Origin of the sequence: Tianweitania aestuarii (assembly GCF_018457165.1) — a bacterium.
Taxonomy (GTDB): domain Bacteria; phylum Pseudomonadota; class Alphaproteobacteria; order Rhizobiales; family Rhizobiaceae; genus Tianweitania; species Tianweitania aestuarii.
Genome location: NZ_JAFMNX010000001.1, coordinates 152,488 through 177,426, shown reverse-complemented (window position 1 = coordinate 177,426; position 24,939 = coordinate 152,488). Strand labels below are relative to the sequence as shown.

The 24,939-nt window shown below is 61.2% G+C and carries 24 protein-coding genes; 7 read left to right on the top strand and 17 right to left on the bottom strand.

Features of this window, described 5'->3' with window-relative positions:
- The first annotated feature begins 18 nt into the window (after positions 1 to 18).
- Together JYU29_RS00875 and JYU29_RS00870 are read left to right on the top strand one after the other, a co-directional pair.
- Positions 19 to 786: a molybdopterin-synthase adenylyltransferase MoeB gene (locus JYU29_RS00875; RefSeq protein WP_213982908.1), complete on the top strand. Its 768-nt coding sequence runs from the start codon at positions 19 to 21 to the stop codon at positions 784 to 786.
- The gene (locus tag JYU29_RS00870; RefSeq protein WP_213982907.1) at positions 783 to 1,262 is read left to right on the top strand and encodes a GNAT family N-acetyltransferase; all 480 of its coding nucleotides are present in this window, start codon (positions 783 to 785) and stop codon (positions 1,260 to 1,262) included. The genes JYU29_RS00875 and JYU29_RS00870 overlap by 4 nt, the downstream gene beginning before the upstream one ends.
- Before the next feature lie 571 nt (positions 1,263 to 1,833).
- Here JYU29_RS00870 and JYU29_RS00865 read toward each other — a convergent pair.
- Entirely contained in the window at positions 1,834 to 2,835 is a 1,002-nt protein-coding gene (locus tag JYU29_RS00865) for a 2-hydroxyacid dehydrogenase (RefSeq protein WP_213982906.1), read from the bottom strand.
- A gap of 164 nt (positions 2,836 to 2,999) precedes the next feature.
- Between JYU29_RS00865 and JYU29_RS00860 the strand changes: the two genes are divergently transcribed.
- Complete coding sequence (locus JYU29_RS00860) at positions 3,000 to 3,605, top strand: SH3 domain-containing protein (protein ID WP_250157123.1); 606 nt, start codon at positions 3,000 to 3,002, stop codon at positions 3,603 to 3,605.
- 56 nt (positions 3,606 to 3,661) lie between these two features.
- On the opposite strand, the gene irrA is transcribed toward JYU29_RS00860, so the two are convergent.
- A complete protein-coding gene (irrA, locus tag JYU29_RS00855) occupies positions 3,662 to 4,087 on the bottom strand; it encodes an iron response transcriptional regulator IrrA (protein WP_284144888.1) in 426 nt (141 codons plus the stop codon).
- 232 nt (positions 4,088 to 4,319) lie between these two features.
- Here irrA and fabA point away from each other — a divergent pair, with 232 nt between their 5' ends.
- Genes fabA through fabI form a run of 3 tightly spaced genes read left to right on the top strand, consistent with a single transcriptional unit; the run spans position 4,320 to position 6,939 of the window.
- Positions 4,320 to 4,847: a 3-hydroxyacyl-[acyl-carrier-protein] dehydratase FabA gene (fabA, locus tag JYU29_RS00850; RefSeq protein WP_213982905.1), complete on the top strand. Its 528-nt coding sequence runs from the start codon at positions 4,320 to 4,322 to the stop codon at positions 4,845 to 4,847.
- Positions 4,848 to 4,887: 40 nt separating this feature from the next.
- Positions 4,888 to 6,108 (top strand): beta-ketoacyl-ACP synthase I, encoded by a 1,221-nt coding sequence (fabB, locus tag JYU29_RS00845; protein WP_213982904.1) that lies wholly within the window; start codon positions 4,888 to 4,890, stop codon positions 6,106 to 6,108.
- Between the two features lie 21 nt (positions 6,109 to 6,129).
- The gene (gene fabI / locus JYU29_RS00840) at positions 6,130 to 6,939 is read left to right on the top strand and encodes an enoyl-ACP reductase FabI (protein WP_213982903.1); all 810 of its coding nucleotides are present in this window, start codon (positions 6,130 to 6,132) and stop codon (positions 6,937 to 6,939) included.
- Positions 6,940 to 7,023: 84 nt separating this feature from the next.
- On the opposite strand, the gene JYU29_RS00835 is transcribed toward fabI, so the two are convergent.
- From JYU29_RS00835 to rimP, 10 genes are all read right to left on the bottom strand, one after another.
- On the bottom strand, positions 7,024 to 8,112 hold the full coding sequence (locus JYU29_RS00835) for a class I SAM-dependent methyltransferase (RefSeq protein WP_213982902.1): 1,089 nt from the start codon (positions 8,110 to 8,112) through the stop codon (positions 7,024 to 7,026).
- Positions 8,113 to 8,186: 74 nt separating this feature from the next.
- Complete coding sequence (gene pnp, locus JYU29_RS00830) at positions 8,187 to 10,331, bottom strand: polyribonucleotide nucleotidyltransferase (RefSeq protein WP_213982901.1); 2,145 nt, start codon at positions 10,329 to 10,331, stop codon at positions 8,187 to 8,189.
- 272 nt (positions 10,332 to 10,603) lie between these two features.
- On the bottom strand, positions 10,604 to 10,873 hold the full coding sequence (rpsO, locus tag JYU29_RS00825) for a 30S ribosomal protein S15 (RefSeq protein ID WP_213982900.1): 270 nt from the start codon (positions 10,871 to 10,873) through the stop codon (positions 10,604 to 10,606).
- A 170-nt stretch (positions 10,874 to 11,043) separates the two neighbouring features.
- Positions 11,044 to 12,138 carry a magnesium/cobalt transporter CorA gene (gene corA, locus JYU29_RS00820; protein WP_213982899.1) on the bottom strand — a complete coding sequence of 365 codons (1,095 nt, stop codon included), beginning with the start codon at positions 12,136 to 12,138 and terminating at the stop codon, positions 11,044 to 11,046.
- Positions 12,139 to 12,196: 58 nt separating this feature from the next.
- Positions 12,197 to 13,141: a tRNA pseudouridine(55) synthase TruB gene (gene truB / locus JYU29_RS00815; RefSeq protein WP_213982898.1), complete on the bottom strand. Its 945-nt coding sequence runs from the start codon at positions 13,139 to 13,141 to the stop codon at positions 12,197 to 12,199.
- Positions 13,141 to 13,551, bottom strand: coding sequence for a 30S ribosome-binding factor RbfA (gene rbfA / locus JYU29_RS00810; protein ID WP_213982897.1), 411 nt, complete (start codon positions 13,549 to 13,551; stop codon positions 13,141 to 13,143). The genes truB and rbfA overlap by 1 nt, the downstream gene beginning before the upstream one ends.
- 104 nt (positions 13,552 to 13,655) lie before the next feature.
- Complete coding sequence (infB, locus tag JYU29_RS00805) at positions 13,656 to 16,268, bottom strand: translation initiation factor IF-2 (RefSeq protein ID WP_213982896.1); 2,613 nt, start codon at positions 16,266 to 16,268, stop codon at positions 13,656 to 13,658.
- Positions 16,265 to 16,918, bottom strand: a complete 654-nt coding sequence (locus JYU29_RS00800; RefSeq protein WP_213982895.1) for an RNA-binding protein — start codon at positions 16,916 to 16,918, stop codon at positions 16,265 to 16,267. The genes infB and JYU29_RS00800 overlap by 4 nt, the downstream gene beginning before the upstream one ends.
- A 35-nt stretch (positions 16,919 to 16,953) precedes the next feature.
- Positions 16,954 to 18,552: a transcription termination factor NusA gene (gene nusA / locus JYU29_RS00795; RefSeq protein WP_213982894.1), complete on the bottom strand. Its 1,599-nt coding sequence runs from the start codon at positions 18,550 to 18,552 to the stop codon at positions 16,954 to 16,956.
- A 48-nt stretch (positions 18,553 to 18,600) separates the two neighbouring features.
- Positions 18,601 to 19,311, bottom strand: a complete 711-nt coding sequence (gene rimP / locus JYU29_RS00790) for a ribosome maturation factor RimP (protein ID WP_213982893.1) — start codon at positions 19,309 to 19,311, stop codon at positions 18,601 to 18,603.
- Positions 19,312 to 19,594: 283 nt separating this feature from the next.
- Between rimP and JYU29_RS00785 the strand changes: the two genes are divergently transcribed.
- Positions 19,595 to 19,759, top strand: a complete 165-nt coding sequence (locus JYU29_RS00785; RefSeq protein WP_213982892.1) for a hypothetical protein — start codon at positions 19,595 to 19,597, stop codon at positions 19,757 to 19,759.
- A gap of 78 nt (positions 19,760 to 19,837) precedes the next feature.
- Here the strand turns inward: JYU29_RS00785 and JYU29_RS00780 are convergent, their stop codons facing one another.
- The 5 genes from JYU29_RS00780 to metK form a co-directional block, all read right to left on the bottom strand.
- Positions 19,838 to 21,382, bottom strand: coding sequence for a tripartite tricarboxylate transporter permease (locus JYU29_RS00780; RefSeq protein WP_213982891.1), 1,545 nt, complete (start codon positions 21,380 to 21,382; stop codon positions 19,838 to 19,840).
- A 7-nt stretch (positions 21,383 to 21,389) separates the two neighbouring features.
- Positions 21,390 to 21,878: a tripartite tricarboxylate transporter TctB family protein gene (locus tag JYU29_RS00775; protein ID WP_213982890.1), complete on the bottom strand. Its 489-nt coding sequence runs from the start codon at positions 21,876 to 21,878 to the stop codon at positions 21,390 to 21,392.
- The gene (locus tag JYU29_RS00770) at positions 21,875 to 22,825 is read right to left on the bottom strand and encodes a Bug family tripartite tricarboxylate transporter substrate binding protein (RefSeq protein ID WP_213982889.1); all 951 of its coding nucleotides are present in this window, start codon (positions 22,823 to 22,825) and stop codon (positions 21,875 to 21,877) included. Before JYU29_RS00770 ends, JYU29_RS00775 begins: the two co-directional genes overlap by 4 nt.
- A 94-nt stretch (positions 22,826 to 22,919) precedes the next feature.
- Positions 22,920 to 23,642, bottom strand: a complete 723-nt coding sequence (trmB, locus tag JYU29_RS00765; RefSeq protein WP_213982888.1) for a tRNA (guanine(46)-N(7))-methyltransferase TrmB — start codon at positions 23,640 to 23,642, stop codon at positions 22,920 to 22,922.
- A gap of 8 nt (positions 23,643 to 23,650) precedes the next feature.
- A complete protein-coding gene (gene metK / locus JYU29_RS00760; RefSeq protein WP_213982887.1) occupies positions 23,651 to 24,913 on the bottom strand; it encodes a methionine adenosyltransferase in 1,263 nt (420 codons plus the stop codon).
- Positions 24,914 to 24,939 lie beyond the last annotated feature (26 nt).

Sequence of the window (24,939 nt, the reverse complement as noted above, 5' to 3'; positions counted from 1 at the left end):
GAAGCCTATGATGCCGTCATGCACACCACCCAGCCGCTTTCTCCTCTCGAAGTCGAACGCTATGCCCGCCACCTCGTGCTGCCGGAAGTCGGCGGCGCCGGGCAGCAGAAGCTCAAGCGCGCCCGCGTGCTGATGATTGGCGCCGGCGGTCTCGGCGCGCCGGTCCTGCAATATCTCGCCGCAGCCGGCGTCGGTACGCTTGGCATCGTTGATGACGACACCGTGTCCTTGTCCAACCTCCAGCGCCAGGTGATCCACGCCACGGGTGCTGTCGGCAAACCGAAGGTCGACAGCGCGCAGCATGCGATCACGGCAATCAACAGCCATGTCGTGGTGGAAAAACACGCCCTGCGCCTGGATGAGGAAAGCGCGTCCGACCTCATCCCGCGTTATGACGTGGTGGTGGACGGCTCCGACAACTTCGAAACCCGCTATCTCCTCGCCGATGCCTGTGCGGCAGCTGAGCGTCCGCTGGTGAGCGCAGCACTCGGGCGCTTCGATGGTTCGCTGACGGTGCTGACGCCCTACGCCACAGCGGCAGACGGCGCGCTTTGCCCATCTTACCGCGACCTCTTTCCCGAACCGCCGCCAGCCGGTCTCGTGCCTTCCTGCGCCCAGGCCGGTGTGCTGGGTGCCCTGCCCGGCGTGATCGGCAGTCTGCAGGCGATGGAAGTCATTAAGCTGATTACCGGCATCGGCACGCCGCTGATCGGCCGCCTGCTGCTCTACGATGCGCTGTCCGCCCGTTTCGATGAAGTCCGCTACCGCACGAAGAAAACCGCATGACGATCGCAGTTCTTGCCCTGCCTGCCGATTTCGGGGATTGGGAGGCCCTGCGCCGTCTGATCCGCCGCGCTTTCGGCCCCATGGACGGGGTCATCGATCCGCCGTCGTCCACCCACGATCTCACAGGGCAGGCGCTTGCCGAAAAAGCCGCGCGCGAGCAGGTCTTCATCGCGCGAAAGGATGGCGAGCTCGTCGGCTGCTTCTTTCTCGATCATCGCGGCGATTACCTTTACGGCGGCCGTTTCGCCGTGGATCCCGCTTGTCACGGCCAGGGTATCGGCCGCGCCTTGATGGAAAAAGCCTTTGCCCATGCAACTGCGCTCAACATCCCCGAGATCGAGCTGCAAGCCCGTATCGAACTGACGGACAATCACGCCATTTTCCGGCGCTTCGGCTTTGTGGAAATCAAGCGCACGAGCCATCCCGGCTTTACCAGGCCGACCTCCATCACCTTTCGCAGACGCTGCAACGCCTAGTGGTGTCGCCGGTGGATAAGGGGAAACACTGAAAAGCGTGAAAGCAGCCCCTTCCCCTTGCTGCGCCTCCATCGAGCGAGAGCCGCAGCAAGTTTTTTAACCCAATCTATCCACGTCCCTTCCCCGCCCTTCTATCCTCCCCCCATCGCCCTCACGGGAACTCTGGTGCGCACCGGGGATCAGGGGAGGGCGGCGGTGTCCGGGTTGGTTGAACTACGGTAGTTCGGCTTGGAGGGTAATCAGTCCCTCCCCAAACCCGGACCCTGTGCTGGTCAGTGCGGGAGCACTTGGTGAGGTGGCGACTAGTCTGCACCGAGCCCGCCCACCGGCATTGGGGTGAAAGCACCGACGGACGCGAAACACCCGCGCCGTATCTAAAATCATCAAGGCGCGGGGTTTCGCGTCCGCTTCCCAAGCTACCAGCGCGGGAAGTCGGAGTTGCATGCGCGGCAGAAAGCGATCGAGCGGACCACGCTTTCCTGCGCTTGTTCTTTGAAACCGGCTGGATCGAACGAAGTGTCCCTGCCCTTCAGCCAGGCACGGGACCAATCCGTTCCCAAAGGCCGCTTTTTCAAACGCGGTTCGGCAACACCCGGTCCGGTGGCCTGTGTCCATCCAGAAAGGCGCGAATGTTGATGATGACCTTTTCGCCCATGTCGATGCGGCTTTCGATCGTGGCCGATGCCATATGCGGCAAAAGCACGACCTTACCCTTGTTGGCGAGCTTCACGAGCTTGGGATTGACCACCGGCTCCTGCTCGAACACATCGAGCCCGGCGCCTGCCAGCTTTCCGTCCTGGATCATCCCGATCAAGGCGGTCTCGTCGACGATGTCGCCGCGCGCGGTGTTCACGAGATAGGCGGTCGGCTGCATCAGCGCCAAACGGCGCGCCGACAGGAGATGAAAGGTCGCCGGCGTCGAAGGACAGTTCACCGAAATGATGTCCATGCGCGCCAGCATCTGGTCGAGGCTTTCCCAATAGGTCGCCTCGAGCTCGTCTTCCACCGCCGCCGAAACATGCTTGCGGTTGTGGTAGTGGATCGAAAGGCCGAACGCCTTGGCGCGGCGCGCCACCGCCGTACCGATGCGGCCCATGCCGACGATGCCGAGCCGCTTTCCGCCCAGGCGTCGCCCGAGCATCCAGGTCGGCGACCAGCCCGCCCATTTGCCTTGCGTATGAAGAATGTTGGCGCCCTCGGCCAAACGACGCGGCACGGCCATGATCAGCGCCATGGTCATGTCGGCCGTATCTTCGGTCAGGACATTCGGCGTGTTGGTGACGGTGATGCCTCTTGCTGCCGCAGCCGCGACATCGACATTGTCGACGCCATTGCCGTAATTGGCGATCAGCTTCAGGTTTGGCCCGGCCTGCGCAATCACGGCTGCGTCGATGCGATCACGCACGGTTGGCACCAGAACCTGCGCTTCGCCGACGGCTGCCACCAGCTCCGGCTGCGACAGAATGCGGTCGTCTTCGTTGAGCCGCGCGTCGAACAGCTCGCGCATGCGCGTTTCCACGGGATCCGGCAGCTTGCGCGTCAGCACGACCAGCGGTCGCTTGCGGCTCGACATGAATGACGCCCCTCCCAAAGCGGGTCCCGTTGAGACCTCTTTAACCAAGACTTGGCACACTCGAACCATGTCTTGCGGTGGCCGGTCCTACCAAGCCGATTGCAGGAAGACAAAGGGAAAAACGCGGCCAGGTGCTGCGCGAAACTACATCGGGAAATACCACCATGAAAGGCCTTCATCTTCGTTCAGCGCTTTTGGCCGCAGGTATGGCCTCGATCCTGCCAGGCGCTGCGATACCGAGCTTTGCACAGGAAGAACCAGCCAAAGCTCAGGAAGAAGCAGCTCCGAAAGAAGGTGAGGTTGCCGTTGTTCCGGATGCGTTTCGCCGCGGAAGCGGCCTGCCCTTGCCACGCTTCGTCAGCCTGAAGTCGGGCCGCGTGAATTCGCGTGTCGGCCCCGGCGTCAACTATGCCGTGGACTGGATGTATCTGAAGTCCGGCATGCCGATGGAGATCATCCAGGAATACGACAACTGGCGCCGCGTGCGCGATCCCGATGGCTCCGAAGGCTGGGTCAACCAGTCGCTCCTGTCCGGCCGTCGCACCGCCATCGTCGCACCGTGGCAGCGCGGCAAGCCGGATGCCGCCATCACCGTCATGTCCGAGCCGAACAAGGACGCCAGCGTCGTGGTCCGCGTCGAGCCCGGCGTGATCGGCACGATCAAGACCTGCAACGGATCCTGGTGCGAAATGACGTTCGATGGGCGTGAAGGCTGGATCAGCCAGGCGCTTCTATGGGGCGCTTACCCCGGCGAGACCGTCAAAGACTAGGGACAAGAAGGCGCCGCTTCAAACCGGCGCCGCCGCCCGTCAGCAAAGCGCGTCCGTTAGCTGCGCTTTGGACGCAGCCGGATCACCACATCCACATTGGCGATTTCCATGCCTTCCGGCGGCTGCGGCAGCCGCATGAACTGCACGGGACCATCCATGATGTCGACGACGCGATTTTCGCCTTCGACATAGAAGTGGTGATGGTCGGACGTGTTGGTGTCGAAATAGGTCTTCGCACCTTCCACGGCCAGAATGCGCAGCATGCCCGCGTCGGTGAACTGGTGCAGCGCGTTGTAGACGGTCGCAAGCGAAACCGGCACGCCCGCAATGCAGGCTTCCTCGTGCAGTTCCTCTGCCGAAAGATGCCGATCACCCTGTGCGAAGATCAGGCTGGCGAGTGCGACGCGCTGACGCGTCGGGCGCAGACCCGCTTCGCGTACCCGCTTCTCAACCGTCTGCCAGTCCATGACTGCTTCGCTCATAATGCTCCAAGCATTGTTGATCAGGCACGTCTGAGAGCACATCGATGCCCTATAATCGCCCCGTAGCTTTGAAAAACATATATTCTGTCGCAGCACATGGATCAATAGCGGCACGTTGACCCGCCTTGCCAAGCGGGCTAATCGCGGACAGATGCAATCGCTGTATTCAGCGCAGCAGAACAGAAACAAGACCGGCATACCAGATCACTTGCCGGAGGGAGACACGAACAGCATGGCCGACCGCAAGACGAGCTTCGACTACGAGGATCTGCTGGCCTGCGCACGCGGCGACCTCTTCGGGCCCGGCAATGCGCAGTTGCCCGCCCCGCCGATGCTGATGTTCGATCGCATCACCGATATCAGCGAAACCGGCGGCGAGTTCGACAAGGGCTATATCCGCGCCGAGTTCGACATCCACCCGGACCTCTGGTTCTTTCCCTGCCACTTCCCCGGCAACCCGATCATGCCTGGCTGCCTCGGCCTCGATGCCATGTGGCAGCTGACCGGCTTTTACCTCGGCTGGCTCGGCGAGCCCGGCAAGGGCATGGCCCTGTCCACCGGCGAGGTGAAGTTCAAGGGCATGGTCACGCCTTCGGTGAAGAAGGTGGAATACGGCGTCGACTTCAAGCGCGTGATGCGCGGACGCCTCGTGCTCGGCATCGCCGATGGCTGGCTGAAGGCGGATGGAGAGCCTATCTACAAGGCAACCGATCTCAAGGTCGGCCTGTCCAAGCAAGAAGCCGGCGGCACAGCCGTTTGAATCCAAACAGAACGATCACGCTAAAAGCGGAGTTGAAGCCATGAGACGCGTCGTCGTAAGCGGCCTGGGCATCGTATCGTCCATCGGAAACAACGCCGACGAGGTTACCGCCTCGCTGCGGAATGCGAAATCCGGCATCAGCTTTTCGCAAAGCTTTGCCGATCACGGCTTCAAGTGCCAGGTCTGGGGCTCGCCCGAGATCGACGCGGCAGCCGAAGTTGATCGCCGCGCTGCCCGCTTCCTGTCGCAGGGCGGCATGTGGAACCACATCGCCATGAAACAGGCGATCGCCGATGCCGGCTTGGCTGAAGGCGAGTTCACCAACGAGCGCACCGGCATCATCATGGGCTCGGGTGGTCCATCCACACGCACCATCGTGGAAGCTGCCGAAATCACCGAAAAGAACAACAGCCCGAAGCGCATCGGACCGTTCGCCGTGCCGAAAGCCATGTCCTCTACGGCATCGGCTACGCTTGCGACCTGGTTCAAGATCCACGGCGTGAACTATTCGATCTCGTCTGCCTGCTCGACCTCGGCGCATTGCATCGGCAACGCGGCCGAGATGATCCAGTGGGGCAAGCAGGACATGATGTTTGCCGGCGGCCATGAAGACCTCGACTGGTCGATGTCGAACCTGTTCGACGCAATGGGCGCGATGTCCTCGAAATACAATGACCGCGCATCCGTCGCCTCACGCGCCTATGACGTCGACCGCGACGGTTTCGTGATCGCAGGCGGCGCCGGCGTGCTGGTTCTGGAAGAACTGGAACACGCCAAGGCGCGCGGTGCCAAGATCTACTGCGAGCTCGTCGGCTACGGCGCGACTTCGGACGGCTACGACATGGTCGCGCCATCCGGCGAAGGCGCCATTCGCTGCATGCGTCAGGCGCTGTCGACGGTGAACGGCAAGGTCGACTACGTCAACACGCATGGCACGTCGACACCAGTGGGTGACTCGAAGGAAATGGGCGCGATCCGCGAAGTGTTCGGATCGGAGATGCCAAACATCTCGTCGACCAAGTCGCTGACCGGCCATTCGCTGGGTGCGGCCGGCGTACAGGAATCGATCTATTCGATCCTGATGATGCAAAACAAGTTCATCGGCAAGAGCGCCCATATCGAGACGCTGGATCCGGAGTTCGAGGGCATGCCGATCGTGCGCGAGCGCATCGACGACGCTGAAATCAACACCGTTCTGTCGAACTCCTTCGGCTTCGGCGGCACCAATGCAACGCTGGTGTTCCAGCGTTTAGCCGATTAAGCGGCGGACACGAGGGACATCATGGACGGTTTGATGAAGGGCAAGCGCGGCCTCGTTATGGGCGTCGCCAACGATCATTCGATTGCCTGGGGCATTGCCCAGAAACTGCATGAGCACGGCGCCGAACTGGCCTTCACCTATCAGGGCGAAGCCTTCGGTCGTCGCGTCAAGCCGTTGGCCGAAAAGGTCGGTGCCGGTGACCTCATTTTGCCTTGCGACGTCGAAGACAGCGCCTCGATCGACGCCGCGATCGCAGCGCTTGAAAAGGCCTGGGGCAAGCTCGACTTCATCGTTCACGCGATCGGCTTTTCCGACAAGAACGAGCTGAAGGGCCTCTACGCCGACACCACCAAGGAGAACTTCATCCGTACGATGGTGATCTCCTGTTATTCGTTCACGGAAGTGGCCCGCAAGGCGGCTGCGATCATGAACGATGGCGGATCGATGATCACGCTGACCTATGCTGGCTCCGTGCGCGTCATGCCGAACTACAATGTCATGGGCGTCGCCAAGGCCGGACTGGAAGCGTCCGTGCGCTACCTGGCCAATGATTACGGTCCGCGCGGCATTCGTGTGAACGGCCTGTCGGCCGGTCCCGTCCGCACGCTGGCTGGCGCCGGCATTTCGGATGCTCGCCACATGTTCTCGTTCCAGCAGCGCAATTCGCCGCTCCGCCGTCCGGTCACGCTGGAAGAGATTGGCGGCTCGGCGTTGTATCTTCTGTCGGACCTGTCCGGCGGCGTAACAGGCGAAATCCATTATGTGGATTCCGGCTATCACATCGTGTCCATGCCAAGCCTCTCAGAGCTGAAGCGGACTGACGAGGGCTGAGGGAGACGCCGTCCTCAAGCGGCGCACTTTTCTTGCATCGAGCAGATATCAACAGGCCCTTTGGCCTGTTTTGCATTCAAGCCGTCACTTACGACGGCCTGCCCCGTTTCGCCTTGCTGGTGCACCCGGCCGTCCCCTGGCCTTCAACTGTGTTGCGGCCCGCGCCATGTTGCGCGTTTGCGGCTCGGAGGCCCACAGGATCTTGTAGTCGTCGTTACGAGCCAGCTCGCCCGTTTCCGCAAACACGGCGGTCAGCGCGCGTTCGTAGGGCAGACCGCGATTGGCAACGATAAACAGCCGGCCGTGGCCCTTCAAAGCACTTGCTGCCGCGCGGATCAGCTTGGCTCCGAGATCCGGCTCCGCTGCATGCCCACCAGCATGGAAGGGCGGGTTCATTACCACAGCGTCATAAACCCGCTCCACAGGCTCGCTGGTGAGATCGTGCCAGAAGAAGCCCATCGGCTTCTCAGCGGCACCCATCGCTGTTCTGGCCGCCTCCAGGGAGGCATGATCGGCCTCATAAAGGTCAACGCTGCGAATGCGCTCGCGACCGATCAGATCGGCCGCGAGATAGCCCCAGCCGGCACAGAAATCGGCAACGTCACCTTTCAGGTCTGCCGGCAAGCTTTCGAGCAGAAACATCGAGCCGGGATCAGCATGGCCATGCGAGAACATGCCGGGGCGGGTCTGGAACGAGCCGACCGTTTCAGCCGCAGCTTCCTTAAGCTGAGTTCCGCCGTTGCGCAGCCAGAACACGACGCCATGATGCTTGGCGGCGTGGTCTTCAACCTCCGTCAGCTCCGCAATGCGCTTGCGCAAACTGTCGCCGCCGTCCTTCTTGGACGCCGCCACGACAATCAACCCGCCTGGCTTCACACGACGCTGCGCTTCAGCAATCCAGCCTTCGTTCTGGCCGCGATGCTTCGAGCCCAGCACAAGCGCGAGGTCATACCCCTCCCCCTCACCTTGGGGCACGGTGGAGATACCCTGTCGCTTTAGCCCTAGAAAATCCGGGCGAAAGCCCTGCACGGCGGTGATCGTCGCCTCGAAGCCCTCCGGTTTGCGCCAGCCTGGGCGCGCGCCCGGAAAGAGAGCGCGTGTGCCGGGTTCGGGCAAGTCGACCAGGCCCGCTTCGAAAGGATGAAACAAGGTTCTGAGAGCGTCGTCGGTCATCGGTGATCCACGGGTAAAAAGAAGGGGCGCGCTCCTCGCGAAGCGCGCCCCTTGATCATTCAGTCAGCAGAAGCTCAGCCGGCGTCTTCTTCGCCGTCCTGCTTCTTTTCCTTGGCCAGTTCCTTACCGGTTTCCTGGTCAACGACCTTCATCGACAGGCGAACCTTGCCGCGCTCGTCGAAGCCCATGAGCTTGACGAAAACCTTCTGGCCTTCCTTGACGACGTCGGTGGTCTTGGCAACGCGCTCGCTCGAAAGCTGCGAGATGTGGACCAGACCGTCCTTCGGGCCGAAGAAGTTCACGAAAGCGCCGAAGTCGGCGGTCTTCACGACCGTGCCTTCGTAGATCTCGCCGACTTCCGGCTCAGCCACGATCGTGTGGATCCACTTGCGAGCTGCCTCGATCTCCTTGGCGGAAGACGAAGCGATCTTCACCGTGCCGTCGTCCTCGATGTTGATCTTGGCGCCGGTCTTTTCCACGATCTCACGGATCACCTTGCCGCCCGAGCCGATCACGTCACGGATCTTGTCAGTCGGGATCTGCATGACCTCGATGCGCGGTGCGAACTCGCCGAGTTCCGAACGGCTTTCGGTCAGGGCGTTGGCCATCTCGTTGAGGATGTGCAAACGGCCATCTTTAGCCTGGCCGAGTGCGACCTGCATGATCTCCTCGGTGATGCCATCGATCTTGATGTCCATCTGGAGCGAGGTGATGCCGTTCTCAGTGCCTGCGACCTTGAAGTCCATATCGCCAAGGTGATCTTCGTCACCCAGAATATCGGACAGAACCGCGAAGCGATCGCCTTCCTTGATCAGGCCCATCGCGATGCCGGCAACCGGACGCTGTAGCGGAACGCCTGCATCCATCAGAGCCAGCGACGTGCCGCAAACGGTTGCCATCGAGGACGAGCCGTTGGACTCGGTGATCTCGGAGACAGCACGCAGCGTGTAAGGGAACTGCTCAGGGGTTGGCAGCATCGGACGGATTGCGCGCCAGGCGAGCTTGCCGTGACCGATTTCGCGGCGACCGGGCGAACCCATGCGACCGGTTTCACCCACCGAATAGGGCGGGAAGTTGTAGTGAAGGAGGAAGCGCTCCTTGTACATGCCAGTCAGCGAGTCGACATACTGCTCGTCTTCGCCGGTGCCGAGCGTAGCAACAACCAGCGCCTGGGTTTCACCCCTGGTGAACAGGGCCGAACCGTGGGTGCGCGGCAGAACGCCGACTTCCGACACGATCTGACGAACGGTCTTGAGATCACGACCATCGATGCGCGAACCGGTATCGAGGATGTTGCCGCGAACGACCTTGGCCTGAACATCCTTGAACACGGCGCCGACTTCTTCGGCCGTGTATTCGGCTTCGCCACCTTCAGGGAACATCGCTGCCTTCACCTTCGCCTTGGCGGCGTCGATGGCGACATAGCGATCCTGCTTCTGCGTGATCTTGTAGGCTTCGCGCAGATCGTTCTCGACGATGCCGAGGATCTTGCTTTCCAGCGCCGAATGATCGGCTGGCGTGTAGTCGCGCGGCTCGTTGGCGGCGACTTCAGCCAGCTTGATGATGGCGTCCAGAACCGGCTTGAAGCCCTTCTGGCCGAACACCACGGCGCCGAGCATGACGTCTTCCGGCAGTTCCTGGGCTTCGGATTCGACCATCAGAACGGCGTCGGCGGTGCCGGCGACCACGAGGTCGAGCTTGGATTCCGGCATCTCGTCGAGATGCGGGTTCAGGATGTATTCGCCGTTGACGTAGCCAACGCGGGCGCCGCCGATCGGACCCATGAAAGGCACGCCCGAAATCGTCAGCGCAGCCGAAGCGGCGACCATCGACAGGATGTCGGGGTTGTTCTCGAGGTCATGCTGGAGAACGGTGATCACGACCTGGGTGTCGTTCTTGTAACCATCCGCGAAGAGCGGACGGATCGGACGATCGATCAGGCGCGAAACCAGGGTCTCGTTCTCGGACGGACGACCTTCGCGCTTGAAATAGCCACCCGGGATCTTGCCGGCGGCATAAGTCTTTTCCTGGTAGTTGACGGTCAGCGGGAAGAAGTCCTGACCGGGCTTCGGCGACTTGGCCGAAACAACCGTGGCGAGCACGACGCTTTCGCCATAGGTCGCCAGCACGGCGCCGTCAGCCTGACGGGCGATCTTGCCGGTTTCCAAAATGAGCGGACGACCGCCCCACTCGATTTCCACTTTGTGATGCTTGAACATATCTCGTCCTCTTTGTGCCGGCCGCTCGGCGCTTCCTAGCGCGAAAACCAAATCCGGCTCCTACGGGCAAACCCGCCACGGGCAAGACAACGGGAAGCTCCAAAACGAGCCGCCTGCAATCCTGCCCCATGACCGGTTCAGGAGGGTTCCTTGAGGCAACAGCCCTGGGGAACCTCAGGATCGACCATCGATCCCTGTGCGATCAGCCGACGACCCTCAGGGGCGCCGGCCAATCCAGATCAGTTCGTCAACGTAGCAAAAGCCACGTGATCCTAGCGACGCAGACCAAGCTTTTCGATCAACGTCTTGTAGCGCGCGGAGTCCTTGTCATTGAGATAGTCAAGGAGACGACGGCGCTGCGACACGAGCTTCAGGAGGCCACGACGGGAGTGGTTATCCTTCTTGTGATCCTTGAAGTGCTCGGTCAGGTTACGAATGCGTTCGGAAAGGATCGCAACCTGGACTTCCGGAGAACCGGTGTCGCCCTTAACGGTAGCGTATTCCTGCAGCAATTCCTGTTTGCGCTCAGCAGTAATCGACATCGGATGTTCCTTTCAAAAAGGGAGGAAGGGGACGCCTGCGGCCGGGATGTCGTCCAGCGGAGGCCTTGGAAGGCGATAAGCGCAAAACGCCTAAAGCTGCCGCGCATATAGGCGAAGGCGTGCCGATTTACCAGAGAATTGTTTCTAATCGTCCTTCAAAGCCGCCTTCGTCAGAGCCAGCGACGCCAGCGGAAGTAAAGGAAAAGCAGGACGCCGATCACCGCCATGGTCGCGAGCGCAGCCGGGTAGCCGTAATACCAATGCAGTTCCGGCATGTTCCACGGCGACGCTTCATGGTCGAAATTCATGCCCCATACGCCGGCCAGAAAGGTCAACGGGATGAAGATCGTGGACACGATGGTCAGGAGGTTGATGACTTCATTGGTCTTCGCCTGTGCCATCGACATATGCATCTCGATCAGGCTGGTGACCGTCTCGCGATAGGTCTCGGTGATTTCTATCTGGCTGGAAACATGATCAAGCGTGTCGCGCAGATAGAGCTTGGTTTCAGCCGTGAGGTAGGTCGCATCCGCACGGATCAGGCCGGAGATCGCGTCTCGCAACGGCCACAGCCACCGTTTCAGGACAATGAGATCGTGTCGGGCGTGGTGTAATGCCCCCATCTGAGCATGCTCCCAGCATTCCATAATTTCATCTTCGACCTGATCGATCTCTGCGCCGATCGCCTCGATACGGGGAAAGTAGCTGTCGATGACAGCGTCGATCAGAGCGTAAGCGAGATAATCCGCCTTGCGGGCTCGCAGGCGATTGCCACCATTCACCTCGATGCGCTTGCGCACAGGATCAAATGGATCGCCGGGACGCTCGCCGAAGGTGAGGACGAACCCATCACCGAAGAAGACAGCGATTTGTTCGAAGCGATGGTTTTCGTCGTCGTCGATCGCATAGAGCACAACAAAACCATGCTCGTCATAAAAGTCGGACTTTGGCCGCTGCCCCGTGTTGACGGTGTCTTCAAGCGCAAGGGCGTGGAGATCGAAGATCTTGCCGAGGTCAGCGATCAGGCCGACATCGCCCAGCCCCACGCAATCAACCCAGATCGTCGGCCATTCGGATTTCAGGCGGCGGATGTCGTCGGGGCTGACATCCTGGAAGGTCTTGAACCCAGAGGCAGACATCACCGTCACGGAGAGAGCCGGCTTGCTGGCGCTTGGATCGGCGATCAGGGTTCCGGGCGATGAGCCGACCGGCGAACGCTTGACGCGGCGTCGGCCATGGCGCCGGGCGCTGGACTTCTCGGTCATTCCTCTTCTCCGCTGACTGCGATCTATCTAGATCGCAGTCGTGCAGGCGGAAAGAGCATCAGGCGGTGAAGACACGCTTGGGCTTGAACTGACCGCCTTCAACAGCACCGATCGCCACCAGCTTGCCACGGACGGTGGCGCAGGCTTCTTCGGCTTCGATCGGCGCATCGCGGCCGCGCACGATCACGGGATTGCCGAGGCGCACGCGGTGGGCGGCGTCCTCGCTCAATGCTACCTGCGGCAGGCAATCGAGAGCTGCAGCCGTTTCAACGAGAAAGTCGTCGACTGCCGAAAAATCCGGGCGCACCACATCGTCTTCGCTGATCTTCGGCCGGACGGCCTCGAGTTCTTCGACCGTGACGAAATCCGCATCCGTAAAGGGATCGACGGCCAGCCGGCGCAGCATGGAGATATGTCCATAGCAACCGAGCTGGCGGCCCATGTCGCGGGCCAGCGAGCGGACATAGGTACCCTTGCCGCATTCGACCTCGAACTCGGTGGATTGATCGTCGTGATTGATGATGTCGAGACGATCAATCTCGACTTCGCGGGCGGGAATCTCGATCACCTCGCCCTCACGCGCGAGATCATAAGCCCGTTCGCCTGCGATCTTGATCGCAGAAAAGGATGGCGGGATCTGTGAGATTACGCCGATATAACCGGGCAAAACGGCAGAAACTTCGTCCCTAGACGGCCTTTTGGTCGAATGGTGCGTGCCTACGCCCTCAAGATCGTCGGTGTTTCGCTCTTCACCCCAGGTCACGGTAAAGCGGTAGACTTTCGTGCCGTCCATCACATAAGGCACAGTCTTCGTCGCTTCGCCAAGTGCGATCGGCAGCATGCCCGAGGCCAGCGGATCGAGCGTACCGGCATGGCCAGCCTTGTCGGCGTTGAACAGCCACTTGACCTTGGACACGGCTTCAGTGGAGCCCATGCCAACAGGCTTATCGAGCACAACCCAGCCGGAAACCGGCCGGCCTTTTTTCTTGCCGCGACGGCCCATCAGTTCTGCTCCTCGCCATCTTCATCATCAAGGTCGCGCGCGACTTCGGGCGAGCGCAAAAGCGCATCGATCTTGGCGTAGTTGTCAAAGCTCGTGTCGATCCGGAATCGGACTTCCGGCATGTATTTCATCTGCCGCAAGGCGTTGCTCATCCGGCCACGAATAAACTTCGCATGATGGTTCAGCGCCTTGATGACGGCGTCGTCATCCTTGGCACCGAGCGGCGACACGAAAGCGGTTGCGATCTTGAGGTCGGGCGACATGCGCACTTCCGAGATCGAGATCACCGTCGCCTCGACAACGTCATCGCGGACGTCGCCGCGCTGAAGCACTTCGGCAATGGCATGGCGCACCTGTTCGCCAACGCGCAGCTGGCGTTGGGATGGACCGCTATTTTGATTTTTGGACATCACTAAAAATCCAGCAAGCGGCGGAGCGGGTTCGAACCGCTTCGCCGCAGTTGGCTAAAACAAAGAAGGAAGCTGCCGGTTGATGCCGGCAGCCGCTCTTCAGCTTACAGAGTGCGCGTGATCATCTCGACGCGGAAGCACTCGATGACATCGCCCTGGCGAATGTCTTCGTAGTTCTGGAACGCCATACCGCATTCCTGACCGACCGGCACTTCGCCGACTTCGTCCTTGAAGCGCTTCAGGGTCTTCAGCGTGCCTTCGTGGATCACGACGTTGTCGCGGATCAGGCGCACGCCTGCACCACGCTCGACCTTGCCTTCGGTAACGCGGCAGCCCGCGACCTTGCCGGTCTTGGTGATGTTGAACACTTCCAGGATCTCGGCATTGCCGAGGAAGGTTTCGCGGCGTTCCGGCGACAGAAGGCCCGACATCGCCTGCTTCACGTCATCCACGAGGTTGTAGATGATGTTGTAGTAGCGAACCTCGATGCCAGCCTGATCGGCTGCAGTCCGTGCCTGCTTGTTGGCACGCACGTTGAAGCCGATGATGACGGCGTTCGACGTTTCAGCCAACGACACGTCGCTTTCTGTGATTGCACCAGCGCCGACATGAACGATGCGCGCACGCACCTCATCCGTGCCAAGCTTGTCCAGTGCGGCCACGATCGCTTCGGCCGAACCCTGCACGTCCGCCTTGATGACCAGCGGGAACTCCTTGAGACCGGAGTTCTGGAGCTGCGACATCATCTGCTCGAGCGAACCGCGCTGACCCGATTGACGGGCAACCGCCTTGTCACGGGCAACGCGCTGACGGTACTCGGAGATCTCGCGAGCGCGGGCTTCCGTTTCCACAACAGCGAAGCGATCGCCAGCCGATGGGGTTCCCGAGAGACCGAGGACCTCAACCGGCATGGACGGCGCGGCTTCAGGAACCATCTTGCCCTGGTCGTTCACCAGCGCGCGGACCTTACCATAGACGTTGCCGGCGACGATGATGTCGCCCGTCTTCAGCGTACCGGTCTGCACCAGGATGGTCGCTACAGGACCGCGGCCCTTGTCGAGCTGGGCCTCGATCACGACGCCTTCGGCGGTGCGGTCCGGATTGGCCTTGAGATCAAGGATTTCAGACTGCAGCAGGATGGCTTCGAGCAGCTTGTCGAGGCCTGCACCCGTCTTGGCGGAAACTTCCACGTCCAGCACTTCACCGCCCATGGATTCCACGAACACTTCGTGCTGCAGAAGCTGGGTGCGAACCTTCTGGGCGTCGGCAGCCGGCTTGTCGACCTTGTTGATCGCCACGATGATCGGAACGCCGGCAGCCTTTGCATGGCTGATCGACTCAATCGTCTGCGGCATCACGCTGTCGTCGGCCGCCACAACCAGAATGGCGATGTCGGTTGCCTGAGCACCGCGGGCACGCATGGCCGTAAAGGCTTCATGGCCCGGCGTGTCGAGGAAGGTGATCTTCTGACCGTTCTTCTCGACCTGATAAGCGCCGATATGCTGGGTGATGCCACCGGCTTCGCCGGACACCACACTGGCTTCGCGGATCGCATCGAGCAGCGAGGTCTTGCCGTGATCGACGTGACCCATGATCGTGACAACGGGCGAACGCGACTGCAGCGTATCGTCCTGATCGCGGATGTTGAACAGACCTTCTTCGATGTCCGAATCCGAAACGCGGCGAACCGTGTGACCGAATTCGTTGGCGATCAGCTCAGCCGTATCCGCATCAAGCACGCTGCCAGGCGTCATCATCTGACCCTGTTTCATGAAATACTTGATGAGATCAACAGCGCGCTCCGCCATGCGGCTCGCCAGTTCCTGCACCGTAATGGTTTCCGGCAACACGACTTCACGCGCGATCTTCTCGCGTTCGCCCTGCTGCATGGAGCGCTTGAACTTCTCCTGACGACGACGCATCGACGACAGCGAGCGCGAACGCCCATCGCCATCCGAGGTCGCAGCGGTCAAGGTCAGCTTGCCACGGCGACGATCGTCTTCGCCCTTGGTCTTGGTCGGCTTGGCAGGCGCCACTTCCGGCTTCAAAGGCGTGCGACGGATCGAGGCACCAGCGCCGCCACCAGGCGCAGCAGCAGACGGGCTCGCTGCAGCAACGCTGCGCGGCTTCGTGATCGGCTTTTCGTCCTCGTCGGCAGTATCCGCTTCCGGGGCACGGCGGCGTGCTTCTTCTTCGGCACGACGGCTGGCTTCGGCTTCGGCCTGGATACGGGCTTCTTCTTCCGCCTGACGGCGCGCGGATTCCAGACGCTCGCGCTGACGGCGCTCGTCTTCTTCTGCGCGACGTTTGGCGTCTTCAACCGCGCGGGCGCGCTCCTCGACTTCGCGAACCTTCGCTTCTTCCAGCGCGCGTCGACGGGCATCCATTTCGCCGCGCGACAGCGAGTTCAGCACGACGCCGCCACGATCGCCGCCGGCTGGACGCACGGTCGGGCTCGGACGCGGTGTGCGCTCGACATTCGGTGGCGGAGCCACGGTCACGGCAGGCTTGGGCGCAGCCGGCGTGATCACGGGCGAGGCTTCACGCTGCTCGCCCGGCGCAGAGAACTTGCGCTTCTTTGTTTCGACGACCACCGACTTGGTGCGCCCGTGGCTGAAGTTCTGCCGCACGGTGCCCTGCTCGATACCTGGGCGCTTCAGCGTCAGCGTCTTCTTCGGGGCTACCGTCAGTGTCTTGTCGTCTTTCGTATCGGTCATTCCGTATCCTCAGCGGGGCCGCCCTCGGCATCCGCACCTGTTAGCGGGCTATCGGGGAAACCGCCCCGAAATCGTTCGAGCGCCACCATGCGCTTCGCTGCCGCCTGCCCCGCGTCTCCCGCGAGGACGGCAGCATGTATCACATTTGTGCCCCCCAATGCCAAACCCATTTCGGCTTCCGAAAAGAGTTTGTGCGCGTCGATCCGGGGGCCACCTAAGTGGACCGTTGCGCGCCGCGCTTGCGCGATCTTCCTGACCCCGTCATCCGAGGCCTCAAAGGCATGCAGAACCAGAAGCGCCTCGCCGGAGCGGACAGCGCTATCAACCTTCGCGGCGCCCAGCGCCAGCCGCCCTGCCTTTCGAGCAAGACCAAGCGAACCAAGAGCCGACTTGGCCATCAATCCATCAACGAGAGCACCAAGATCCGGTGCAACCGTCACATCAGCCTTGAAAGCACGACGGAACAGATTTTTCTTCGCAGCCTGATCGACATGAACCCGATCAGCGGTGACCCAGCACCCGCGGCCAGGCAGCTTACGCTTGAGATCGGGAACAACGGACATGTCCGGACCGGCGACGAAGCGAAGCAAAGTCTCCGCATCGCCTGCTTGCCGCGTCACTATACATGTGCGTTCGTTCATATCTTTCAAGCGCAGCCGCTCCTGATCCGCCGGTTCTCATGGCCTCAAGCGGACGCTGTCTCGGCTTCTTCTTCGTCGGAAGAAGCCTCAACCTCGTCTTCGCTGATCCAGCCAGCCTTGCGGCGAGCATCCACGATCATCGCTTCCGCGTCGCCGCGCGTGATGTTGAACGACGCCAGAACGCCTGGGAAGAACTTGGTTTCCCCATCCTTACGCTCCTTCCAGCCGGTCAGATCATCCACGGCATAACCCGCGAAATCCTCGATCGTCTTCACGCCGTCTTCGCCGAGCGTCACCATCATTGCGGTGGTGATACCTGGAATGTCGCGCAGCTCGTCGGTCACGCCGAGTGCCGAACGCTTCTCGTCCTGTTCGGTTTCGATGCGGTCGAGATATTCCTTGGCGCGTTCCTGGATCTCGCCTGCGGTGTCTTCATCGAAACCATCGATCGAAGCGATCTCGTCTGGCTCGACATAGGCCACTTCCTCAACGGTCGTGAAGCCTTCGGACGCCAGCACCTGGCCAACCATTTCGTCGACGTTGAGCGCATCCATGAACAGGTTGGAACGCTCCACGAATTCCTTCTGGCGGCGCTCGCTTTCTTCCTGCTCGGTCATGATGTCGATATCCCAGCCGGTTAGCTGGGAAGCCAGACGCACGTTCTGGCCGCGACGGCCGATGGCCAGCGACAGCTGATCGTTCGGCACGACGACTTCGATGCGCTCGGCATCTTCATCGAGCACGACCTTGGCGACTTCTGCCGGCTGCAATGCGTTGACGATGAAGGACGCGGCTTCACCCGACCACGGGATGATGTCGATCTTCTCGCCCTGCAGCTCGCCAACAACAGCCTGCACACGCGATCCGCGCATACCGACGCAAGCGCCAACCGGATCAATCGAGCTGTCGCGCGAGATCACGGCGATCTTGGCGCGCGAACCCGGATCGCGGGCCACCGACTTGATTTCGATAATGCCTTCGTAGATTTCCGGCACTTCCATGGTGAAGAGCTTCGCCATGAACTGCGGATGGGTACGCGACATGAAAATCTGCGGGCCGCGCTGTTCGCGACGCACGTCATAAACGTAAGCGCGGATACGGTCGCCATACTTGTAGTTTTCGCGCGGGATCAGCTCGTCGCGGCGAATAATGGCTTCGCCGCGACCGAGATCCACGATGACGTTGCCATACTCAACACGCTTGACGGTGCCGTTGACGATCTCGCCGATGCGGTCCTTGTACTCGTCGAACTGGCGATCACGCTCGGCTTCGCGCACCTTCTGCACGATGACCTGCTTTGCGGACTGGGCGGCGATGCGGCCGAATTCCATCGGCGGCAGGATCTCCGCGAGGAAGTCGCCCACCTGGGCATCAGGGTTGCGCTCGCGCGCGGTGAGCAGCGCGACTTCCTTGTCGTAGTCCTCGACCTCGTCCACCACCTGCATCAGGCGCTGAAGCTTCATCTCGCCGGTCTGCGGGTTGATGTCGGCGCGAATATTGGTTTCCTGACCATAGCGTGCGCGCGCGGCTTTCTGGATCGCATCGGCCATGGCAGCGATGACGATCGATTTGTCGATCGACTTTTCGCGCGCGACCGCATCGGCGATCTGAAGCAGTTCAAGCCTGTTAGCACTTACAGCCATATCTTCGGTCTCCTGATCGCCCGGCGCTCACATGGCGCCATGGATGGCTTACTTACCGGTTTTCGTTCTGCCGCGGGTCACGGGCTTGTTCTCAGCCACGTTTTCCGTGTCCTGATCGCCTTCGTCGGCATCCGCTTCGTCGTCGAACGCCTCGTCATCGCCGCGACGCGCAGCCTTCTTCTCACGATTGTCCTTGGCCAAGGCATCACGGATCAGCGCATCGGTCAGGATCAGTCTTGCGTCTTCCAAGACGTCGAACGGGATCTGCACGCTTGGCTCGTCGCCATAGCTGGCAAGATCGCGTTCCAGCGTGAAGCTGTCGGCATCCACCGCCGTGATCTTGCCGCGGAAACGCTTCTTGTTGCCGACCATCACGGATGTTTCGATCTTGGCCGCGTGACCCACGGCTGCCTCGAAGTCTACCTTGCGCACCAACGGGCGATCGATGCCCGGCGAAGAGACTTCGAGATGGTACGCCTTTTCGATCGGATCTTCGACATCGAGCGTCGGCGAAATGGCGCGCGAAATCTCTTCGCAGCCTTCCACATCGATCGTGCCATCATCGCGCTCGGCCATGATCTGCAGCGTCAAACCGTTCTGACCCGACAGCCGTACGCGCACCAGACGGAAGCCCATCGGCCGCAGGATCGGAATAACGATCGCAGCAACGCGCGCATCCGTTCCGGTTTCGCGGATCAGGCGATCGTCTTCCACGGCGATGTCCGGGATTGCGCTCTCTGGGTTCGGCTCGTCGGCCATCCTGTCTCCAAGTAACAAAAAAGAGCGGGACCGGGTGGACCCACTCTTCGTCATATCGACCAAGAATTTGAACCTGATATAGCCCAAGACACAGTCGTCTTCAACCCCTCGGCTCCGGTCCTCGGCATAGGCAGGCCTAACAGACGTTAACCCTTGCATTAACCCGTCGTGCAAGGCGCGCATGGCTGGCTTGCGAACACGTCTCTCGCATCTGCGAGCGGTCGCACCTATTTATGTTGCACCGCACAAGTAACTGAACAACCGGAAACGAACCGAACCTCAGATGTCCAAGAACCAGCCCCGTTCAACCTTCGCCGATCTGCTTGGTATCCTCGGCAGCGCGATCTCGGCCGCGGCAGCTGAAGAAAATGGCCGCAGCGCTCGTCCGCAGGACCTGCGCCGCCTCGGGATCGACCCAACGGAATTCCGCAAGATCCGCCGTTTCTAAGCGCGATCTTCTTTTGAATGTAAAAGGCCGGCGCTGTTTGATCAGCGCCGGCCTTTTTGTTTGTCGTGTTGAGGAGGTTCAGTCCTCGTCGCCAGCCATGGCCGACAGCATCTGACCCTTGCCCCGAGCGCGCAGGATCATCGGCACGAACACGGCGGCGACCGCCAGCAGGATCAACACGATTGAAATCCAGGAGTGCACCAGCACGGTTGGATCGCCCTGGCTGATCTGAAGGGCTTGGCGCAAGCTGCGTTCGGCCATCGGCCCGAGTATCAAGCCGACCACAACCGGCGCGATCGGATAGCCGAAGCGGCGCAGAAGATAGCCGAGCAAACCGAACAGAAGCAGCAGCCCGAGTTCGAACGAAGTCGGCAGCGGTCCGATCATGAAGGTCGAGGCACTGGCACCGATAGTGCCGAGGGTCGCGAAGGTGAGAATGCCTGCGTACAGCCATGGACGCGGGATGGTGAGCAAACGCACCCACAGACCGATCAGCGGCAGGTTCAATACCAGCAGCATGAAGTTGGCGACGAGCAAGCTCGCGATCAGGCCCCAGACCAGCGTCGCATTGCTCACAAACAACAGCGGCCCCGGCTGCAAGCCAAACTGCTGGAAGCCGGCCAGCATGATCGCGGCGGTTGCCGTGGTCGGGAGGCCGAGTGTGAGCAGTGGTACCAGCGTGCCGGCTGCCGATGCGTTGTTGGCGGCTTCGGGACCGGCAACACCCTCGATCGCACCATGGCCGAACTCTTCCGGGTGCTTGGAGAACTGTCGTTCCGCGGAATAAGACAGGAAGCTCGCGACATCCGCGCCGCCGGCTGGCATGGCGCCGATCGGGAAGCCGATCGCCGTACCGCGCACCCACGATTTCCAGGAGCGCGCCCAGTCCTGCTTTGTCATCCAGACCGAGCCTTTCACGGCCTCGATCTTCTCATCCATTGCGGTTTTGCTCGCAACGACGGCGATCGTCTCGCCGATGGCAAACAGTGCTACGGCCAGCGTCGTCACGGAAATCCCGTCGAACAGGTTCGGCGTGCCCATCGCAAGACGTGTCTGTCCCGTCAGCTGATCGATGCCGATCAAGCCAAGCGCCAGGCCTATGAAGAGCGCCGTCAGACCACGCAACGTGGAGTCGCCAAAGGCGGCCGACACCGTCATGAAGGCCAGCAGCATAAGCGCAAAGTATTCGGATGGGCCGAAGGACAGCGCGAACTGCACCACCCAAGGCGCGATGAAGGCGAGGCCGAGCGTTGCAACCAGACCGGCGATAAAGGAGCCGATGGCGGAGGTTGCGAGTGCGGGACCGCCCCGCCCTTGCCGGGCCATCTTGTTGCCTTCCAGCGCGGTCACGATCGAGGCGCTCTCACCCGGGGTGTTGAGCAGGATCGAGGTTGTCGAACCGCCATACATGCCGCCGTAATAGATACCGGCGAACATGATGAGGGAGCCTGCGGGATCGAGCCGGTAGGTGACAGGCAGAAGCAGCGCCACGGTCAGCGCCGGCCCAATGCCAGGCAGAACGCCCACAGCTGTGCCCAGCGTGACGCCGATCAGGGCATAGAGCAGATTGCTCCATTGCAGCGCGGTGAGCAGGCCCTGTCCGAGAAGTTCGAACGTGTTCATGTCAGCCTCAGAACAATCGCTCGAGCGGACCAGCCGGCAGCGACAGTTGTAAACCGCGCGCAAAGGCAAGCCATACGAGGAAGCAGAAAACAAGACCGAAGGGCAGCGTCAGCCAAACGCGCCGTTCGTTGAAGGCGTAAGCGGTTGCAGTGAACATCAGCGCAGTGGCCAGGGAAAAGCCGATCGTCTTGATGGTCAGCATCTGCACGATGAGACCGCCGACAACCCAGATGATCGGTGCCGTCTGCTGCTCTTCACGCTCCGGAAAATCGCCGCGCAAGGCTTCCACGGCCGTCCAGATGGCAAGACCGAACAAACAGGCAGCTACGATGTAAGGCACCGTCTTCGGGCCCACCGGCTGCGTGGTCGCTATACCACCGGCATTATAGGTGCTCCAGGCGATAGCCGCCGAAGCAATACCCAGCACGATCGCAATGGCAAACGCCGCCCAATCAGGGCGGCGTTCACGAGTTGGATTATCGTCAAGGACGCTCATTTGACGAGACCGATGTCCTTCAGGATGGTCTCGGTCGATGCGGTATCTTCCTTCAGCTGCTCGGCGAACGCATCGCCAGCCAGATAGGTGTCAGCCCAGCCCTTGTCGGCAACGGCCTTCTTCCAGCTTTCCGACTTCACCATCTTCTCGATGTCTGCTGAAATGGCAGCCTTCTGCTCGTCGCTGATGCCGGGAGCGGCCGCAACCATGCGCCAGTTCTGGATGGCGACATCGACGCCACCTTCCTTGAAGGTCGGACCTTCGATGCCCTCAATCTTTTCGTCCGAAGAAATGCCGAGCAGGCGCAGCTGGCCAGCCGCGATCTGCGCGGAAAACTCGCTATAGCCGGAAATGCCGACGGTGACCTGGCCACCGAGAATAGCGGCAAGCGCTTCGCCACCACCGGAGAACGCGATATAGTTCACCTTGGTCGGATCAACGCCGACGGCCTTGGCAACGAGGCCAGCCGTGATGTGATCGGTACCACCGGCCGAACCGCCGCCCCAGGACACGCCGCCTGGATTTTCCTTCAGCTTGGCAACGAGGCCAGCCATGTCCTGGATATCCGAGCTCGCCGGCACGACGATCGCTTCGTATTCACCGGTCAAACGCGCAATCGGCGTGACCTGGTCGAGCGTGACAGGCGAGCCGTTGGTCAGGATTGCGCCGACCATGACGTAGCCACCGACGATCAGCGCGTCAGGATCGCCATTCGACTGGTTGACGAACTGAGCCAAACCGATCGTGCCGCCGGCACCCGGAACGTTGATGACCTGCACGCTCGGCGAGATTTCCTCGTCCTGCAGAGCGGCCTGCATCGTGCGGGCCGTTTGGTCCCAACCGCCGCCTGGAGCGGCGGGCGCCATGATCTTGTAATCGGCAGCAAGTGCCTGCGAGGCAACGAGCAGGCTGCCGGCAGCCAGAGCTGTGGCGATGAAGTGACGCATAGGATCCTCCCCAGATGTGCGAATTCTTCTGTCGCCGAAGCTTAAGCTGTGACCGCGACACATTGTCAACGGGTCACAGCTTTCGCAGCGGCAGCTAGAAGCGCCGGAAGGTCAGATAGGCTGGGGTGCGCCTCTCACGCAAAGCCTTGGCTTCATAGCGGGTCGATTGCCAACCGGGGTAAGGCTGACGCCAATCATCGGCCCGCTCGGCAATCCATTCGAAATCGGGATGCGCGCGAATGTGGAGCAGCGTCCAGTTCACGTAATGCTCGATGTCGGACGCGAAGCGGAAGGTCCCACCGCTTTGCAGAACACGCGCAAAGCGGTCGAGATTGACCGGACTAATGAAGCGCCGCTTCCAATGCTTCTTTTTCGGCCAGGGATCGGCATAAAGCAGGTCGATCTCAGCAATGCTCGATGCCGGAAGCCAGTCCAGCAGCTGCGTGGCATCGTCATCGTAGACGCGCAGATTGGGACGCGGCTCGGTTTCCAGCGTCTGCATGCAGCGCGACATGCCGTTGATGAAGGGCTCGACCCCGATAAAGCCATTTTGCGGCTCACGGCCGGCTTCGCTGATCACATGCTCGCCGCCGCCAAAGCCGATTTCAAGCCGCACGCGTTCAACGGGTACGGGGAAGAGCGTCGTGAGGTCGGACGGCGCAGGCTTCGTCAGATCGAGCTTGAGACGCGGCAGCAGATTTGCGACCGCCTCCGCCGCCTGCGTGCGTACAGGCCTTCCGTGCCGCCGACCGTAAAAGGCCTCGGTGGCACGGCTGCGGCGGACCTGCGTGTCGCCTTCGTTGTCTTCAGCAGTCATACCGAGGATCAAGCCGCCATGATCTGCTTGAGCGCTTTCACCAGATCGGTCTTCTCCCAGGAAAACGATCCGTCGCGCCCGGCCTTGCGACCGAAGTGGCCGTATGCGGCGGTCTTGGCATAGATCGGCTTGTTAAGATCGAGATGGCGGCGAATGCCCGATGGCGACAGATCCATGACCTCGCGCAACGCTTCTTCGAGCTTGGCTTCATCGACCTTGCCGGTGCCGTGAAGATCGACATAAACAGACAGCGGCTGGGCAACGCCAATGGCGTAGGACAGCTGAATGGTGCAACGCTCGGCGAGCTTTGCGGCCACCACATTCTTGGCGAGATAGCGCGCGGCATATGCTGCGGAGCGGTCGACCTTGGTGGTATCCTTGCCGGAAAACGCACCACCGCCATGGGGTGCCGCGCCGCCATAGGTGTCGACGATGATCTTGCGGCCGGTCAGGCCGGCATCGCCATCAGGGCCGCCGATCACGAACTTGCCGGTCGGGTTGATATACCAGCGGCAATCTTCCGCGATCTTCAGGTCGGACAGGGCTTCGCGGACAAAAGGCTCCACGACGCTGCGGACCTTCTTGGAGCCCCAGCTTTCATCCAGATGCTGAGTGGAAAGCACTATTGAAATGGCTTCGCTCGGCTTGCCATCCTGGTAACGCACGGTGACCTGGCTCTTGGCGTCGGGGCCGAGCTTGCCGACATCACCTTCACCCGCGTGGCGGGCGGCGGCCAGCAGTTCCAGGATCTTGTGGCTGTAATAAATCGGCGCCGGCATCAGATCCGGTGTTTCGGAGCAGGCGTAGCCGAACATGATGCCCTGGTCTCCCGCGCCCTCGGCGTTGGCATCAGAGGCCTTGTCGACACCCTGGGCGATATCCGCCGACTGCGCATGCAGCAGCACGTCGATCTTTGCGGTTTTCCAGTTGAAGCCGTCCTGCGTATAGCCGATCTCGCGGATCGCCTTGCGAGCGACGGACTTGAACTTGGAAGGATTGACCAGCGCCAAGCCCTTGGCGTCACGCAGAGGTTCGCCGTCCTTGTCCTTTTTCAACAGCGTTGGGGGCACGCGCACTTCACCGGCGATCACGACCCGATTGGTGGTGGCAAGCGTTTCGCAGGCGACCCGCACGTCCCACGGGTTCATGCCGGCCTTTTTGGCCTCGCGATAAACGAGATCGACAATCTCGTCAGAGATGCGGTCACAAACCTTGTCGGGATGACCTTCGGATACGGATTCGCTGGTGAAAAGGTAGTTCTGGCGTGCCACGGGTAGTCCCCTCTGGAAAGATCGCC

Coding starts and splice junctions, on each gene's coding strand:
- rbfA (WP_213982897.1), bottom strand. CDS start 13,551: ATGTCCAAAAATCAAAATAGCGGTCCATCCCAACGCCAGCTGCGCGTT.
- rpsO (WP_213982900.1), bottom strand. CDS start 10,873: ATGTCGATTACTGCTGAGCGCAAACAGGAATTGCTGCAGGAATACGCT.
- rimP (WP_213982893.1), bottom strand. CDS start 19,311: ATGGCCGACGAGCCGAACCCAGAGAGCGCAATCCCGGACATCGCCGTG.
- JYU29_RS00860 (WP_250157123.1), top strand. CDS start 3,000: ATGAAAGGCCTTCATCTTCGTTCAGCGCTTTTGGCCGCAGGTATGGCC.
- JYU29_RS00870 (WP_213982907.1), top strand. CDS start 783: ATGACGATCGCAGTTCTTGCCCTGCCTGCCGATTTCGGGGATTGGGAG.
- nusA (WP_213982894.1), bottom strand. CDS start 18,552: ATGGCTGTAAGTGCTAACAGGCTTGAACTGCTTCAGATCGCCGATGCG.
- corA (WP_213982899.1), bottom strand. CDS start 12,138: ATGACCGAGAAGTCCAGCGCCCGGCGCCATGGCCGACGCCGCGTCAAG.
- trmB (WP_213982888.1), bottom strand. CDS start 23,642: ATGACTGCTGAAGACAACGAAGGCGACACGCAGGTCCGCCGCAGCCGT.
- JYU29_RS00775 (WP_213982890.1), bottom strand. CDS start 21,878: ATGAGCGTCCTTGACGATAATCCAACTCGTGAACGCCGCCCTGATTGG.
- fabA (WP_213982905.1), top strand. CDS start 4,320: ATGGCCGACCGCAAGACGAGCTTCGACTACGAGGATCTGCTGGCCTGC.
- JYU29_RS00785 (WP_213982892.1), top strand. CDS start 19,595: ATGTCCAAGAACCAGCCCCGTTCAACCTTCGCCGATCTGCTTGGTATC.
- JYU29_RS00835 (WP_213982902.1), bottom strand. CDS start 8,112: ATGACCGACGACGCTCTCAGAACCTTGTTTCATCCTTTCGAAGCGGGC.
- JYU29_RS00780 (WP_213982891.1), bottom strand. CDS start 21,382: ATGAACACGTTCGAACTTCTCGGACAGGGCCTGCTCACCGCGCTGCAA.
- JYU29_RS00770 (WP_213982889.1), bottom strand. CDS start 22,825: ATGCGTCACTTCATCGCCACAGCTCTGGCTGCCGGCAGCCTGCTCGTT.
- infB (WP_213982896.1), bottom strand. CDS start 16,268: ATGACCGATACGAAAGACGACAAGACACTGACGGTAGCCCCGAAGAAG.
- JYU29_RS00865 (WP_213982906.1), bottom strand. CDS start 2,835: ATGTCGAGCCGCAAGCGACCGCTGGTCGTGCTGACGCGCAAGCTGCCG.
- irrA (WP_284144888.1), bottom strand. CDS start 4,087: ATGAGCGAAGCAGTCATGGACTGGCAGACGGTTGAGAAGCGGGTACGC.
- pnp (WP_213982901.1), bottom strand. CDS start 10,331: ATGTTCAAGCATCACAAAGTGGAAATCGAGTGGGGCGGTCGTCCGCTC.
- truB (WP_213982898.1), bottom strand. CDS start 13,141: ATGGGCCGTCGCGGCAAGAAAAAAGGCCGGCCGGTTTCCGGCTGGGTT.
- fabB (WP_213982904.1), top strand. CDS start 4,888: ATGAGACGCGTCGTCGTAAGCGGCCTGGGCATCGTATCGTCCATCGGA.
- fabI (WP_213982903.1), top strand. CDS start 6,130: ATGGACGGTTTGATGAAGGGCAAGCGCGGCCTCGTTATGGGCGTCGCC.
- JYU29_RS00875 (WP_213982908.1), top strand. CDS start 19: ATGCACACCACCCAGCCGCTTTCTCCTCTCGAAGTCGAACGCTATGCC.